Source organism: Bacillus sp. J14TS2 (assembly GCF_018333015.1).
Lineage (GTDB): Bacteria > Bacillota > Bacilli > Bacillales > Bacillaceae_C > Lederbergia.
In genome coordinates, this window is the sequence record NZ_BORE01000004.1 from 173,095 (window position 1) to 188,669 (window position 15,575).

Annotated in this window: 18 protein-coding genes; all 18 read right to left on the reverse strand. The window is 41.3% G+C overall.

Going from position 1 to position 15,575, the window contains the following annotated elements; translation table 11 throughout:
- Nucleotides 1-9: 9 nt before the first annotated feature.
- The 18 genes from KI375_RS07890 to KI375_RS07970 all read right to left on the reverse strand — a co-directional run bounded on the left by KI375_RS07890 (nt 10) and on the right by KI375_RS07970 (nt 15,573).
- Entirely contained in the window at nt 10-669 is a 660-nt protein-coding gene (locus KI375_RS07890) for a LysM peptidoglycan-binding domain-containing protein (RefSeq protein WP_212972950.1), read from the reverse strand.
- A complete protein-coding gene (locus tag KI375_RS07895) occupies nt 659-5,218 on the reverse strand; it encodes a hypothetical protein (RefSeq protein WP_212972951.1) in 4,560 nt (1,519 codons plus the stop codon). The genes KI375_RS07890 and KI375_RS07895 overlap by 11 nt, the downstream gene beginning before the upstream one ends.
- Before the next feature lie 17 nt (nt 5,219-5,235).
- Nucleotides 5,236-5,391, reverse strand: a complete 156-nt coding sequence (locus KI375_RS27925) for a hypothetical protein (protein ID WP_374706822.1) — start codon at nt 5,389-5,391, stop codon at nt 5,236-5,238.
- Between the two features lie 23 nt (nt 5,392-5,414).
- Nucleotides 5,415-5,858, reverse strand: coding sequence for a phage tail assembly chaperone (locus KI375_RS07900; protein WP_212973174.1), 444 nt, complete (start codon nt 5,856-5,858; stop codon nt 5,415-5,417).
- 57 nt (nt 5,859-5,915) lie between these two features.
- Nucleotides 5,916-6,353: a phage tail tube protein gene (locus tag KI375_RS07905; RefSeq protein WP_212972952.1), complete on the reverse strand. Its 438-nt coding sequence runs from the start codon at nt 6,351-6,353 to the stop codon at nt 5,916-5,918.
- Between the two features lie 3 nt (nt 6,354-6,356).
- The gene (locus KI375_RS07910) at nt 6,357-7,760 is read right to left on the reverse strand and encodes a phage tail sheath family protein (protein ID WP_212972953.1); all 1,404 of its coding nucleotides are present in this window, start codon (nt 7,758-7,760) and stop codon (nt 6,357-6,359) included.
- A 2-nt stretch (nt 7,761-7,762) separates the two neighbouring features.
- The gene (locus KI375_RS07915; protein WP_212972954.1) at nt 7,763-7,936 is read right to left on the reverse strand and encodes a YqzN/YkzM domain-containing protein; all 174 of its coding nucleotides are present in this window, start codon (nt 7,934-7,936) and stop codon (nt 7,763-7,765) included.
- On the reverse strand, nt 7,933-8,376 hold the full coding sequence (locus tag KI375_RS07920; protein ID WP_212973175.1) for a phage portal protein: 444 nt from the start codon (nt 8,374-8,376) through the stop codon (nt 7,933-7,935). Before KI375_RS07920 ends, KI375_RS07915 begins: the two co-directional genes overlap by 4 nt.
- 47 nt (nt 8,377-8,423) lie before the next feature.
- Nucleotides 8,424-8,846: a collagen-like protein gene (locus KI375_RS27655; RefSeq protein ID WP_212972955.1), complete on the reverse strand. Its 423-nt coding sequence runs from the start codon at nt 8,844-8,846 to the stop codon at nt 8,424-8,426.
- A gap of 25 nt (nt 8,847-8,871) precedes the next feature.
- Nucleotides 8,872-9,375 (reverse strand): HK97 gp10 family phage protein, encoded by a 504-nt coding sequence (locus KI375_RS07930; protein WP_212973176.1) that lies wholly within the window; start codon nt 9,373-9,375, stop codon nt 8,872-8,874.
- On the reverse strand, nt 9,375-9,731 hold the full coding sequence (locus KI375_RS07935; protein ID WP_212972956.1) for a DUF3599 family protein: 357 nt from the start codon (nt 9,729-9,731) through the stop codon (nt 9,375-9,377). The genes KI375_RS07930 and KI375_RS07935 overlap by 1 nt, the downstream gene beginning before the upstream one ends.
- On the reverse strand, nt 9,728-10,108 hold the full coding sequence (gene yqbG / locus KI375_RS07940) for a protein YqbG (RefSeq protein WP_212972957.1): 381 nt from the start codon (nt 10,106-10,108) through the stop codon (nt 9,728-9,730). Before yqbG ends, KI375_RS07935 begins: the two co-directional genes overlap by 4 nt.
- A 6-nt stretch (nt 10,109-10,114) precedes the next feature.
- Nucleotides 10,115-10,276, reverse strand: a complete 162-nt coding sequence (locus KI375_RS07945; protein ID WP_212972958.1) for a hypothetical protein — start codon at nt 10,274-10,276, stop codon at nt 10,115-10,117.
- 27 nt (nt 10,277-10,303) lie between these two features.
- Nucleotides 10,304-10,735, reverse strand: a complete 432-nt coding sequence (locus tag KI375_RS07950; RefSeq protein ID WP_212973192.1) for a hypothetical protein — start codon at nt 10,733-10,735, stop codon at nt 10,304-10,306.
- 1 nt (nt 10,736) lies between these two features.
- Nucleotides 10,737-11,654, reverse strand: coding sequence for a P2 family phage major capsid protein (locus KI375_RS07955; RefSeq protein WP_212972959.1), 918 nt, complete (start codon nt 11,652-11,654; stop codon nt 10,737-10,739).
- Nucleotides 11,655-11,687: 33 nt separating this feature from the next.
- A complete protein-coding gene (locus KI375_RS07960) occupies nt 11,688-12,809 on the reverse strand; it encodes an XkdF-like putative serine protease domain-containing protein (RefSeq protein ID WP_212972960.1) in 1,122 nt (373 codons plus the stop codon).
- A 327-nt stretch (nt 12,810-13,136) separates the two neighbouring features.
- Entirely contained in the window at nt 13,137-14,048 is a 912-nt protein-coding gene (locus KI375_RS07965; RefSeq protein WP_212972961.1) for a phage minor head protein, read from the reverse strand.
- Nucleotides 14,035-15,573, reverse strand: coding sequence for a phage portal protein (locus KI375_RS07970; protein WP_212972962.1), 1,539 nt, complete (start codon nt 15,571-15,573; stop codon nt 14,035-14,037). The genes KI375_RS07965 and KI375_RS07970 overlap by 14 nt, the downstream gene beginning before the upstream one ends.
- Nucleotides 15,574-15,575 lie beyond the last annotated feature (2 nt).

Sequence of the window (15,575 nt, forward strand, 5' to 3'; positions counted from 1 at the left end):
TCCACATCCTTAAGGAATAGTAAGCTTCTGTCCTGGATAGATCCAGTGCCCAGGTTGCTTAAGGTTCCTTTTATCCCGGTCCGTTAGAAGCTTTTTATTCTTCTCCCAGATCTTCTTCCACTGAGTTCCATTCTTATAATACTTTACGGCCAAAGCCCAAAGAGTATCTCCACTTTTTACCGTATGAGTCTTTGTTTTAGCAGCTGCCTTCTTAGGAGGTGGTGGTGGACTAGGCCTTGGAGAAGCTTTATGAGTTACCTTCCTTACAGTTATTGTCTTATACTCCTTTAAAGTCAGAGTATAGTGGATGGTTCCAACTTCTCCGCCTCTTTCATAATAGGACAAATCTTCAATAGTTACCGCCATGTTCACAAATCCAGTAAAAATGAATCGGGACGGATTACCCGTCCTTTTCCATTTCTCCCACTTCTTGATTACATCCCAAGGTTTTGGGACCTTCTTGTACTCACAGTATGGGCCATACTTAGCAGGGAGGAATGATGAGAAAGTAAAGGTCTTCAAGACAGGATCCTGAATAATATTTACTTCTCCGAGTTTAGCAACACTGTATGTTTGGTTCATTGAACCGTCACCAATATTCAGCTCATCCGGAAGAACCGGAAGGCGGAATTTGTCCTTATCGTGAGTTAACCACATCTCATAGGTCATAGGCTCCTTCTCCTTCCGAGTTCAATCCGTCTTTAATCCTTTCAACGATAGTATCCCCAGCGATCTTAGCTACCTTCTCAGCGTCCATCTCCTCGGAGTAATGGTTATCGCCATTGAACTGGATAGTGAGGTTTACAGGAAATCCTGAACCTTTCTCAGACTTCCGGAGTCTTAATGCTACCTCTAAAAATTCAGAGTCTAACTCTGTCTCACCTTCCAAATTTTGAGTTCTCAGTTCCGCTCCAGTTCCAGTGTAGACCTGCTTAGAGTTAATGTACTCTTCTCGCTGAGTATTGATGATTTCCCTCTTATTGAAGATATCCTTGGTGTTAAAGATCCTTTCCTCATCATGAGTATCTCTCGTGTTGAAGATATTCTCCTTAAGGTTAGTGAACTTTTCCTTCAAGATATTTTCTTTCGAAGTATTGAAAGTATCTTTATTGGTATAGTTGTTCTCTCTGAAGTAGTTAAATGTTTCCTTAGTGTCATTAACAGCTTCTCGGTTATTATACTGTAAAGAATTAGTCTCTTGATCATTCTTATCCAGTAATTTCATTCCCATATCAGCTGCCGCTTTTCCTAGTAACATTCTACCTCTACCAAGGTTGTTTTCTGTCGGAATCACATACTCATTACCAGCTTCTCCAATCCAGCTAAGTGTAGGTTTTGTGATGTATCCTCCAGTAGCATTTTGAGTAGCCTGCTGCTGTCTAGAGTTCTTTAACCCAGTTAAACTAGATCCTCTCTCAGTTACTCCAGTTGTCCAGGATTTTACATCTCCCCAAATACCCTTTGCCCAATTCCAAGCTCCAGTGATCTTTTCTTTAGCAGAGTCGAATACTCCACCAATCCAATCAGCAGCTTCTTGAGCACCGTCCTTAATTGGACTCCAGATAGTATCTTGAAACCAGCCAGCTACAGATCCCCAAGCTTCTTGAACCCAAGACTTAGCAGCATCGTACCTTTCCCCGATCCAGGTTCCTACGGCTTCAGCTCCTTGTTTAACAGGTGTCCACACAGACTCTTCAAACCAGCTAGAAAATGAGGCCCATGTTTCCTGAACCCATGCCTTAGCTTCCTGGTATTTAGCACTTATCCATAAAGCAGCACCGCCAACTCCCATCTTAATTGGAGTCCAGACTGTTTCTTCAAACCATCCTGAAACACTTACCCAAGTTTCTTGTACCCAGGTTTTAGCATTCTGGAAGGTGTCTGAGAACCATTGTCCTACGGCTTGAGCACCGGTTTTAACCGGAGTCCATATAGTTTCCTCGAACCAGTTAGAGAAATCAGCCCACTTTTCTTGAATCCAGATCTTAGCTTCACCTACTCTGTCATAGATCCAAGTCGCTGCTTGTGCAGCATTTTCTTTGACAGGAGCCCAGATGGTCTCTTCGAACCAACCAGAGAAATCATTCCATTGTTCTTTTACCCATACACTAGCTTCAATGAACTTGGCCCCAATCCATCTTACTGCATCCCATACAGATTCTCTAAGAGGGTTCCAGACAGTATCCTCGAACCAAGTCATGAAAGTTCCATAAGTCTCTTTTACCCAAGTCACAGAGTCTTTGAATCTATCAGAGATCCATCCTCCGACTTCGGATGCAGTATTTTTTATCGGAGTCCATACATTATCCACAAACCAACCAGAGACTGTTGCCCAGTTCTCAGATACTTTCTCCCTCCACATATCGAATAGTCCGACTGCGAAGTTTATAGTATTAATAGCAGTGTCTTGTAGGGGAGTCCAGACATTAGCAACAAACCATCCTGAGAGATCAGACCATTTCTCTGATACCCACTGGCTTCCTTCAGCGAACTTCTCTCCTACCCATTCTATTGCCGTTTGAGCTCCTTCGATAGTCGGAGTCCAGACGCTATCCATAAACCAGCTGGAGACTGATCCCCAGGTATTCTTAATCCAGTTTATAGAGCTCTTACCGCCTTCGATAATAGGATTCCATACGTCTGATATAAACCAGCTAGAAACGGATGACCAGGTATCTGCGATCCATGTTCCGGCATTGGAGAACCAATCACCTACTGCAGTGGCTGCATCTTTAGCCCCGTCTTTGATGGAAGTCCAATTCTCAGAGAGCCATTCTGCTATCTTTTCTCCCCCGATGGATCCTAGAATTCCTCCTACTATCCCGCCTATTGCCGTCCCGACCACAGGAACTACAGATCCTAAGGTAGCTCCAGCGGCGGCACCAGCTGCTCCTCCAGCCACATTACCGATTACTCCAGGCCTTTCCTCTTTAGAGGATGTGGCTATTGCTGCTCCTCCTAAGAGTGTACCCAGTACTGGAATCCGTTTACCGAACTTTCCTAGTCCTCCTAAAGCCTTAGTCCATTTCCCTGTATCCTTCGTAGTTGTGGATAATTGTTTGGAAAGCTTTCCGGTCCAAGTATTTTGAGCATTAGGAACATTTAACTTCGGTTTCTCTCCCGTCCATGGATTTTTATAGACTGGGGGCTTAGTAGTTTTAGGCTCTGTTCCTCGTGACCAGTTGAACCAGGGAGTTTTCCCTTTCGGCGGTATAGGGGCAGCTTCTGGAGTTGAAACTGGAGCTCTCTTAGTCTTTCCAGCTAGCTTACTTGCTCCCTTACCTATGTTCTTAATGAGTGTTCCAGCAGGTGCTATCTTACCAGCTAATCCTGATAAGAAAGCTAGTGCCACATAATCTGCTAATAAAGCTCCAGCAATTGATCCTGAGTTAGCTAATTCCTCATCGCCAATGATGTGGCCGTACATGGACTTACCAGCATCTAAGTTGATCTGTCCTAATTTCTTCCCGATCTGAATGGCAAGATCTCCTGGATCTAGTGCTTCTAGAAATCCAGCTATGAAATTCTTTCCTGAGGTAGCACCAGCGTCAATGAACATATTTCCAGACTCATCAACTTCTCCCCCGAGTAAAGTCACAATGGCTGAGCGAATAAAACCTCCATAAGTACGTCCAATATTCTGTCCTACTTTTTCAGCTCCAGCTCTACCTTTAGTGTCCCACCATTCTTCTATCTCATTTCCAACATTAGCTTTTACTAGACTCCACCGGGCTTCGAAAGTCATCCCTCGATATTTTTCTAATTGCTTGAACCTATGCTCAAGCTCGGGATCATCTTTCATTTTGAGCTTCAGTTCCTCAGTCATTTTTCCGGGGAACAATATCTTCATCTGCTCTCCTAAGAATCCTAATACTCCGCTAGTCGGTTTCAATAACTGATCAGCAAAGGATGTCCCCCATGATTTCAGACTCTTAGAGAGATCAGCTAGAACAAAACTGTATTCTCCTCTCCATTCACGGAAAGCTAAAAGTGCTGGTTTGAAGGCGTCTCTAAGCCCCTCACCCCAAGGCATTAAAATCGTATTTCCTACAAAAGATTTTAGTCCTAAGAGTAAGTTGGACATGTTATGAGACATTTTCTCCATCATGCCATTGTAAGTAGAAAATTCCTTCGTTACTGCAGGCCATATCTTTTCTATACTCTTACCTGATTCACCTAATTCTTCAATTCTTGCCCGGGATTTACCACTGATAGCACCCATTTCTTGTAATCTTGCAGTGGCATCTCCAATAGGTCTACCAGATTTCAGACCATCATATAGTCGTCCAAACCAAGTCGCCGTATCCTCCAATGAGGTTTGAGTACCTACAGCGACATCACCGATGAGTTCCATTCCTTTAGCCGTAGATAGTACATCCCCAGTAAAGGTCTGGAGTACTCGGCTCGACCGGAATATCTCATCCCTTGTTAAAGGGGTTCTTCCGGCAAATGAAGTTAATTCCTCCATCCTTTGATTAGCAGCTTCAGCACTGCCCAACATAACCTCAAATGCGGTCGTTAAGTCTTCGCGATCGGCTACCATCTTGACTGGTACTACTATCCCCCCACCGACTCCTCCAGCTACTCCTAATAATCCTAAAGTAGAAGTAGCAGCTCCTGCGATAGCTCTGAGGGGCCTAGTGGCCATATCTATTACTCTAACGGTGGTGTTAATTGTTCTTGGAAGACTAGACCTGGCAAATGCAGAGATTCTACCCACAGTCTTTGTTACCATGTCAGTGGCACGGACTGTAAAGCTGTATCCTCTACCCAATGTAGTCCGTACATATGTAGAAATCCTACGAATGACTGGGGAAGCTTTATCCATGGCTAAAATAGTTAACATCTTAGTGCCAAGGATATTAGCCTTCACATAACCATTGATTCTCCTCATTATCGAGGTAGCTCGGTCATGAGCTCTTACACCGAACTCATAAGTACGGGGCATCCTTCTTTTAATCTGATCCTGGATCTTCCTCAGAGTTGCTGTAGATAAATCTCTAGCTCTCACAGTATATTCGTAGGTGCGAGGCATCCTTCGTCTAACAAAATCACTTATCCTCCTCATTACTGGAGTCGCTCTATCCTTAGCTGTGATTATCAAGGGCCGGTTCGTTTTAGATCTTACTCTTTCCAGTTTCTCAGCCTCTCTCCTAATAGCTGTGAGCTTACGTGTGATTTTATCCTCGGCACCGAATCGTGCTGTTAACTTAGCCATTTAGATCCACCTCCTTACTATTTTTTATCTTTCTTAGCTTCCCTGTGAAGCTCTTCAAGTTTGTGCGAAATTAAACCGTATAAAAGCGCCTTAAAGTTTCGTGGCGCTCTATACAGTTCTTCTAACTGGGATGGGGAATAGTGTAACTCATGCATGGCATAATAAAGATACACTGTATCTTTATCCCCATCCTTCATTAGTTTTTTGCTGATTCTTCAAGTTCTTCGAAAGTATCATCAAATCCATTGATCTCGGAGCATTTTTGAATCCAGTTAGTATACTCCCCACCTACGTGTAATACTTTTTTAGCGATCTCGATAGGATCCTCAGTTTTATATGCAGCTCTCAAATCTGCAGCAGAGAAGTCAGGATATATCGTAGTTTCAACCGCTACTTGAGCAATGAAGCGTGCATAATCTACTCGTTCTTGACGTCTACCCTTAAAGTTAGTAATTCGTGTATTCAATTCCTCGATAGCATCAATTCTTTCAGTGGCGATGGCTTTAAAGATAAAGGGGATTATGTTTCCATCGTTGTCCAAGAAACGTTTTGAAATCGGATGTTTGATTACCTCTACTTGCTTCTGATTTCCTGGTAAAAAAAAGGAGAGATCCATTGATTGGATCTCATCCTCATTCATACTATTATTTTCAATTTGATTAACCATTTTCTGTTCCTCCAATTGTTTTATTTTAGTTTAGACTTTATCTGAAAGACTTTGCGGCAAGTCAATATCGTAGAAGGTAAAAGGAATTTCTTCCTCTAGAGCTTCCGAATCAACGTCCAGACTAGCTACCTTTACACTATCGATGTTAACATCGATAAGAGTTACCCGCTCAGTTCCTCTGCCTGATCCTTTGTCATCTAGCACTGATTGTATTGTAAAGTACTTGTCATCGCCCTTTTTAACATAATCCATCATAAGTTTAATGAACTGAGAAGTAACCTTGTAACAGGTCATTGTGCCTGATCCACTAGCTCCAGTAGTTTTATGTCCAGTCATTCTCCGGCCCATAATATTCACCTCAGATTTGCTCTTCTCAATGGTTGCTTCAAAGGTTTTAATATGTGCCATTTCCTGACCTTCAAAAAACAGCCTTCCTTCACGACCATGAATAGTATTTTGTGCCTTCATCTATTATTGCACCTCCACATCAAAGTAATATTTCTCAGCAGAATCTACTGGCTGCACCGCTACCCCGATGTTGAAGCCATCTCCTGGAGATGTAATTGCAATTTGCACATCGGTTTCAGGATCGAAGTTCATTAAAACTTGCTCATCTTGTTGTCCAGATAAATATTGAACTACAATCGAGCGTACTAACTGTTCTCCATCCTCATTAGCAGGAATATCTTCTCCAAGATTCTTCCGTGTCTGTAACAGCTCTTTAATTCCTCGAGTGATGTCATTATTAATTGCATCTAAGATTCGAATAATCTTATTTTTACGGAACTTACTATTAATAGCTTGTAAGGAGTTAATGTCCTGCTCCACAGAAACAGTTTTATCTCGACCATCATAGGTGAACATGAATTCACCTTTTTTCAAGCGATTTATAGTTTCAGGGTTGTCATAACGAGGTATTACATCTATAGCCTCATCGTGCTGAACAAAAGTCAAAGACTGTCGTAAAGCAGCACCAGCACTTGCGCCAGCTACCCAGGCAACCGTCTCAGCCTTGGTTAATTCTCTGTCAGGAAGCACTAAAGCATTTGTTACGTTAATGATCCCTTCATAATTAGCCACATAATCCGCAACTACCCCAACTACTTTAACCCCTTGATCTTCACGTAGTTTCTTAACAAATGAAACTAAAGAAACTTTGGCTTCATCATCATCAACAGGCAACCCTACTACATCAAAATACTCGGATTCGATTGCGGTAAAGAACTTAGAATAATCATCACCAGTAGCAGTTCCATTTTCACCACCAGTCAGGTGTAATCCAGCTGTGAGAGCTAATGTCCCTTCTTCCGAAAAAACGACATAATCATTGTTATCTAATTCTTCCCAGACTTCTACTGTTTGGCGGTCAACCTCATTATTATTGAGATAGGTGATAACATCTTTTAGGCTATCGTCCAGCACGTTCTCGGTTACAGCAATCATAATCTGATTACCTTTGACTCCACCGTAACGAGCTTGGATAATTCCATTTCCAGGAATCTTTTCATCACTGGCAACAATGAATGTTTTCCCTATCTCAGCTTGTTCGATAGGTTCTCCTTCTTCCTCTAATCCGGTAAGAGTAGCAGTTGCTTTCTCTCCAGTATTAACTCTATAAGCTAGGACCGTTTGGCTTCGTTTTTTAGCCTCTTTAACGAGGAACATCTCATTGAGCCCCAAACCTAATTTGTCCCTTGCTTCCTGATCATTGGAAATTTCGAATACTTTATGAGATTCCCCCCAATCTAATACTACCGGTATAGCTACCCGACCTCTTTCTCCTGCGGAAATATTACCCGTTAAAGCTTCTGTAAATCTAAAATAAATACCCGGGCGCTCCTTGGCGACACCGGGTGTGAAAGTTCCACCATTCATATTTACCTTACCTCCTTATTTAAATAAGCCTTAATCCTTTTACGGACTTCGGCTTTTGTAACTTCTTTCTTATTTATCTGAGAAACAGCTGCATCGAAAACCTCCACCTTGACTCCAAATAATTCAGTAACGTGTTCTCTTAGCATTTCGATGGGGAACTTAGCTTTTTTACTCATTCTTTCACCCCACTATCAATGTCAAAATTATCAATTGACCCAGCTTTAGGCCTCCGGAAGAAATATCGACTATTCCAAGTAATGGATATTAAGGCTACGCCATTATCTAGTCGGCGTGTCTCCACTTTACTAATGCGTATCATATCTCCTGTGGACGCTCCTGAAGGATCCAATAAGGGTATAAGATACCGATCCTCTCTAATGGCTGTTGCTATTTTTCCAGCTTCCTCTAGGGCCCTATTTGTATTGACATGAAACAGTTTTACTGGCAAAACATAATCATTTCGAAAAGTACTAACCGTATCGCTACCGTCCGAAGAACTTGGTGTAGGGACGTATAGTGATGGTACAGCAAAATTCTCTGGTAGCTCTTGGTCATACACGTTCACTTGAAACAGATTATAAAGGAAAGCCATTATGGATCCTCTTTCATTCTCTATATCTCTCACCCCCTAAGATACTTTCTAACAACTGAAATGTACTTAGTTTATTCAGTCCCTAATCCTTCTACTGCTTGTTCTAAATTATCTAATCGAGTAAGCACCCTGTTATATTGATCTTCGTTAATAAAACCGGGGTCACCTTTGGGTCCCTTTAAAGATTCTAACCAGTCCTCGTCAGTACCCTCGAACCCTTTCTCTACTGCAATATCATAAGCCGATTTCCCATCAGCTCCAGGATCTCCTTTTGGTCCCTGTTCACCATCTTTCCCGGCTGTTCCTGGTTCACCTTGTGGACCTTGTTCGCCATCCACTCCTGGCTCACCTTGAATACCCGGTTCACCTTGTGGGCCCGGATTCCCCTTTTCCCCTTGTGGACCTTCTACACCATCAATAAGGTCGGAAAAATCCTGTCCTGTAGGTTTTTTTCCAGCACTAAACTTAATTTTCAACTCTTCTTTAGTCGCCATTTACTCACATCCCTTACCTTTAAATCTAAAATGCCGTATCTAACCATTCCTGAAGCTTTTTATCTAAGCCTTTTTCAAATACTCTTTCGAATATTGTTAAGGCGTTGTCCCAATATCCGGTCCCATCAACCCACTTAATAGCAAGTAGCATTCCGCTATCTCGCTCATTTGGATCATGTTCAAAGCGCTCGCCCTTCCACCTACCCGGAACCCAACGTCTGTCTTTCCCAGAGTTAGGGTTTACAGTGAAATGCCCGTCATTGACATAACTGGCGTACTTGACATTTGTACCGATATCAAGTGTAAGTCCGCCGGATGAAATGGACCAGATATTATCTTCGTCACCTTTATTAAATGAATTTAATAACCTTCTAGTATCCACTGTTTCGGTTCGAATGATTTCATCTTGAACAATGTCTAAAAACTCCATGCCCATAGCTTCCATCCATAATCCAATTTGTTCTTCCAATCCCCCATTGATTGCTTTATCTAAGGATTTTATGAATTCTGGTAAACCTTCAATGTCCATCATAGGCTTTCACTCCTTACTAAGATGACCTCCTGATGATGATTCTTGATATTTCTTGGTTTCTGGGACTTATACTCAATGCCCTCCCAAACAATCTTACTATTTATACGGATGTCAGCAGAAATAGGGAAATGAACTAATTGCCGCTCAATAATGATAGCGTTCGGCTCACCTTGACTAATGGTCTGCGTATTTTCGGTAAAATAACAGTTTTGTTCAGAGATATCCGGATCCTCATCATAATGTTGCTCTTCTTGCCTATCCTTCGTGGGCACACCGAACCCACCACCCTCTACTGGTCGTGATTTTAGATGGTAAACATCACATTCATGTGTTAATAGGTTTTCATAACTCATAACGGACGCATCCTTAGGAAAAATCTATCAGAATTTCTACCATCGTCTGGAATGAAGTCATCAAGCAAACCGGAAACGTCCGGCATGGATAAACTACTACCATCAGACAATGTGTAAGAGTAATCCCCTATTTTTTCTGATTTATAGCCTTTAGCCATGGACTCATCACCATTGATAAGCGCATAAAATTGAGCTACCTTCAACCAAGCTATTTTTAGCTTAGGAGGTAACTCATCATATTCTTGGAGAGCTTTTTCTATCTTGCTATCGATATATGACTCAGCTTCAAGAATGTCCATTTTCAGTTGTTCATCTGGACGTTTTTGGACCGCTTCGAAAGTGCTATAAGCCTTTAAATCAGCAGGAGTGATAGGCATGGACAATCACTCCTCTTCTTTCTTTTCATCTTCAACGATTTCAAAATAACCGCTAGAAACAAGGTTATCCGCTTCTTTTTTGGTCTTTACCTCTACATTTGGTTTTCTACTGTTTGCAGAGACACTCCCGTTGTAGGATAAAGCGTTTTTCAGCTTTAACTTGATCATTCCAACTCACCTCTAATCTTTTTCTGCTTATTCCTGTGTTGGCCAAGGGATGTCTATAGTTGAGCCATTAGACAATTCGAAAGTAATTTTTTCACTGTCCGAAGTTGCTCCAGTGATACTGACACCATCTGCCCCATCTTTACCTTTCAAATCTTCCAATTGTTCAGCCGTGAAGTCGTCATAGGTAAAAGGATCACCTTTGTCTCCCTTTTTTCCTTCTAAGGATATAAGCCAATCCGCTTCTGTTCCTTCGAACCCATTCTCCACAGCTACCTCGTAAGCTGACTTTCCATCCTGTCCGCCCGAACCGCCACCATAGGAGAATGTGCCATCATCATTTTTGGTAACCTGTACAAAAGGGATTGCCTTAACTCCCTTTTCATCCTCGTCAACAATTGCCGTGAAACCTTTAGCGTCAACCTCTATGGGTGATTTCATAGTGTTATTAACTTTTTTCATATTAAGCCAATCCTTTTATCAATACTGCAGCATTTTTTTCTTCAATGATTGGGTCAAAATCAAGGTGAACAACATAGAAACGCTTATCCTGCATAATCGCTTTTTCACCTTCAGTTGTTTTGCGAATTTTCACGTCGTAAGTGTTAACCACATTAAGGTTTTTCGGATCTGTTAACATGAACTTATCTGCTGGCATGCGTGGAACTGGAACAAATGGAGTGCTTCCAGGTGCTCTCATTAACGATTCCGATAAGCCGCCACCATTTTTAATAGACAGGTTCAACAAGTATTGCTCCCATTTTTGGATAAATGATGGAGCTGCCAACCAGCGTAGCGAACCATTATTAAATTTGTCCGGCATAGCTTTCAGTGCATCATAAAACAAGTCTAGTGACATTTTTTCGCCACTATCAGCACGGTCAACAATGTGTGAGCCTGTTTGAAGTTGTTTCAACCAACCATCATTAATTTTTAAGAAATCATAATCTTCATCATCGGATGGTGTATCTTCATCACCATTGATATAAATGTCCTCAAGATCGACACCAAGTTGAGTGGTCATAAGCTTGGTTACAATGTCCTCGAAGTTTTGCCCCTCAATATTTTCACGCAAAGACTCTTCCGTGATTTCCCAAGGTAAACGTACAGCAGTAGTTGCATATTCTACCTTGTCATACTTTGGTTTAGCGCGGTAACCATCATCCGTGTTTTCCGTTTTCTTACGAAGGATACGAGAATCAATACCGATCTTATCGATTTCCCCCGTTTTTGCTTTTCGCATTTCTTTGCGAATTAGACCCCCAAGCGCAGTAGCCTCGAAAGTCTGTTGGATAAACTTTTGAGACTGTTCTGGATTCAATAGCCCAGAAGAAATTGAGCCAGTTTCAATTGTCTTCATGATTTGCTGATTTGTTTTCATTTATGTTTTCCTCCCTTTTCCGGATTCTTTAAATTAAATAATCCCTGTTAGATAGTGTTTTTGAACAAGCTCTTGTTTCTCATCGTCTTGATCTGCCTGTTTGGAAACACCTCTTGCCTTTTCCACTGTTTCAAGACGCTTATTAATAGGATCCAACTTTTCGTCAAGAACAGAAGAGAACTGTTTCACCACGTCATCATCTTTATCGTTTGACGGATCGCTGACCTCCTCTTGTTCCTCTTTCTCAATGTCCTCTAATCGCTTGTTGATTGGATTTAACTTTTCATCTAGAAGCTTTTCAAAATCCTCTTTTTTCATTCTGGTTTCACCCTTTCCTATTGTGTCTGGTCTACTTTCTAACGCCTTTTGAATATCCCCTGAACTTTTGATCTCTTGAATTATTTCAAGGAAGTCACGGACACCCGCTTCTAAACGTTCAAAATCTGCGACGTCTGGAGTGTAATTATCCCAAAGGGAATCATAGAAGGTATCTTCCATCCCATCCCAAACAGCCCACAAATTACGGCGTTTTTGGTTATCTTCGTAACGGTCCCGCACTTCGCCCTTGGAAAAGAAACTTTTAAGCATATTAAAAAAGCCCTTGAATTCCTCGTCTTGATCATCAGACTTGAAAACAGGCTTTTCATTTTGCTTCTTATTCTGTTTTTCAATCGTTTCTGCAGTACCTGCCATGGAATAACCGGTGATTTCACCCTTCTTAATTTCTTCCCAGACTTCATCGCTGGCCTTCGTGACTAAAACCCATGATCCTTTAGTAATTGTTTCTTCTCCAAGATCGAAGTCTGCAGGGGCGATATAGGATTCCACCACCTCACCGACACCAGCTTCAAAATCGTGCTGCATATCGATGTTGCGGGCATCTTTCATAAAACCGTGTGCAGCTTTCTCAATTTCTCCCGCTGTCATGAAATCATCATGTGAATCCCAAGTGTCAGAATCATCCGCATTTCCCGGTTCGTAAACAACACCATAAACCAGCTGTTGTTCATCATCCTCTTTATTGATAAACAACTTAACCTCTTTTTTAAAATCTGGTTGCTTATCTGACTTGGTGAAGAAAAACTGCTTTTGATTAGCACCCTTGTCTACATATGAGACATGGGTGATGTTTGCATTAAGTAGTTCTCTTGGCATTTATTGTTCACCTCCTTTCGTTATTATTAACTGATTAGTAGTAACAAACATTGACAAAACCTCCTGATTCGTGGTATAATAATCTGATAATTATGTCTTTAGGCTAGTGTCAGCAGATGTCGGTGCAATTCCGATAGTGACCTTTATTCCAATACTAATCGCCCTTTCACTGTTAAGAAATTGGAGTATCACACTTTTTCCTACAAATACGGAGGCGATGCCCATGAAAACTAAAATAAAGAATTTCATTTCATCAACATTTGAAACAATTTGGGCAATTGGTACGGGATATTGTGCAAGTGCTATGCTGGCCTAAGGACATAATTTTTAATTTGCATTTTCAGCAAGTACTTCCTGTCTAATTGCTTCTTTTTCCTCTTTGGATAAACCTAAAATTTCCTCATCCACGTCAGGACCAATAGCACAGCCACAGTTAACACGGTTTTTCGCACTAAAATTCGTATCTCTAGGATATAATCCCGCTTCGCCATCAACATAAAAATAATCATCAACAGGAATAGTCACCCCATCCATGGCTACGTGTGTCTCTCTTGGATTTATTTTCTTGTTACCACTATGTTTCCATTTCTTTCCTCTGACAGCAGGACTCTGCTTAAACGACTCGTAGTGTGCCCGACTAGATGCAGTGAGTATTTCAGTCCTTGCAGTTGTCCGAGCCCGCTTTCTGTCGAATTGGGGCATATCCTTTACACGTAATTCAAATTCAGCTATTGATTCGCCTTCTTCAATGGCTAGCAGAAGTTCCTTCTCTAGTGCCTCATTAGTACTCAATTGCATTAAATCAGCTAAATCCTTGGACCAATTTTGTATCCAATTGACGGTACGTCCGGAAAGAACCTCAAATTGGATATCCTTATCAATAGAATCCATCATTGTCTTGGCCAGTTCTTCGATGGTCGTTCCTAAGAATTTGGCCGTTTCCTCTCCAAACTGTTCCGCAAACTCATCCCCTGCAAATAAATCATTCTTTAAAAACACCAGGAATGCTTCTAGTGTCTCTTTATCGCTTTTGAGTATGAATGCTTTAAACTCATCTAAAAACCTCTTACGTTGCTCCCTAAGCAATCGTGCGATGGTAATTTCGTAGTCTTCAATGATCGCGGGCAGACCATCAAGTCCTGGAAATTCAGGAACAATATTGACAATGCTTTCCTCTTCATCATCTGCTTTTGCAATGAAATCATTCAGACTTTTGATTAACCTATCAATCTTTCTCATTTTTTAAGTCCTCTAAAACATCCCGCATATCCTTTAAAAGATTGATAAGGTCTGTCTGTTTTTCACCCGATTTTTGAACATCTATTAAGCCAGACAGTGGATTGCTAGACTCTCGCAACAATACCTGTATAGGAACGTTATATTCATCAGGAAATGCATCAATCCTTTTACCTAAAACTTTGCTAAGTAGATCCCGTAAATCGTTAGGAGCAACACTTCCTGCTTGTATAAATGGCTCTAATACCTCCGCAATTTCGACAGGATCATGAAAATCAGCACCCTTAACAGATAGTCGAACGTGTTTAAATCCCAAAGGCTCGAGAAACAGAGTGTTCAACGCCCTTGACAGTGCCTTTCTTTCGGGTTGGAATACCTGTTCCTCAGTTACTTTTCGAGCTGTATCTGCCGTCGCCCTCGAAAACTCCTGTGCTTCTCCCGTGTATAATGGTGGAAGTCTAAATGATGACCGTATCTTTTGCCTAGTCCGCTCGTCGTATTCTAAAAAGAGAGCATCTTGCTGCAGGATTTCTGCTAAGGACTTTATTTCTACTTTAGCTGGAGTTATTTTTTCATCTCCATTCATTACTTTTTCTTCGATGATCCCTTCCGCTTCGAGTAAAAGAAACTTATGAGCATTATCACTGCCTGTTAGATCATCCATGTAGTCCTGTAATGCTTTATACGATGAATCATCCAGTTTACCGTTTGAAACAGTAATAGCAGCTGGGATATGTCTTCCATTTGTGAAATATGTTAGATTTAATTCTTCTGCTTTCCGCGCCCCATACAAACTGATAAGGTTACCAATCCAACGAGGTTTTCCATATGTCCCGCTGCCAATCTTCATATGATAAATTTCAGTGGCCTGCAAATTATCTGGAGTATTATCATCAAACTTTCCGGTGGCACTGTTCATAATTCGTGGATCCCCGTACTCCTTAAAAAAGACTTTTTTATCATCGACCAACTGAACGTACTTCCGAAACCTTTTCCAGCGATTCACTTTCTTTTCATGGCCATTTTCAAGGATGGTGTATTCAATCTCTTCTTCTACAGTTTTTTTACAAACACGCATAAATTGAGAATCAACATACTCAATACCAACCGGAGCTCCTGTTCCATCACGGATGATTTCAAGGTAACCATTACCTGTTTTCTCACGATCATCAAAGGCATACCCGAGAATTGTTTCTGGTGATTCGTCTAGGTTCAAATAACGAACGAATTCATCCAGTCTGGTCCATTCCGCTTCAGCATGTCGCCTAACCTCTTCTTCGATCTCTTCCGAATTGACGTCAATTTTATAAGATGGTTCAATTCCAAACTCAATGATATTAGTTTTATAGGCATCCACGCACTGCTGCAGGATGGATGAATATTCTCCAATCATCTTCAGTTCCTTAAGATTGTATGGGGGAGCTATTATGTCTCCGTATTGATTGGAAAAATCATCCTTATACAATTGTTGGGTAGTATGTGAAACGGAAGCTTTGATCACCCGAGCTTTTACATTTGTTTCTGACAAGT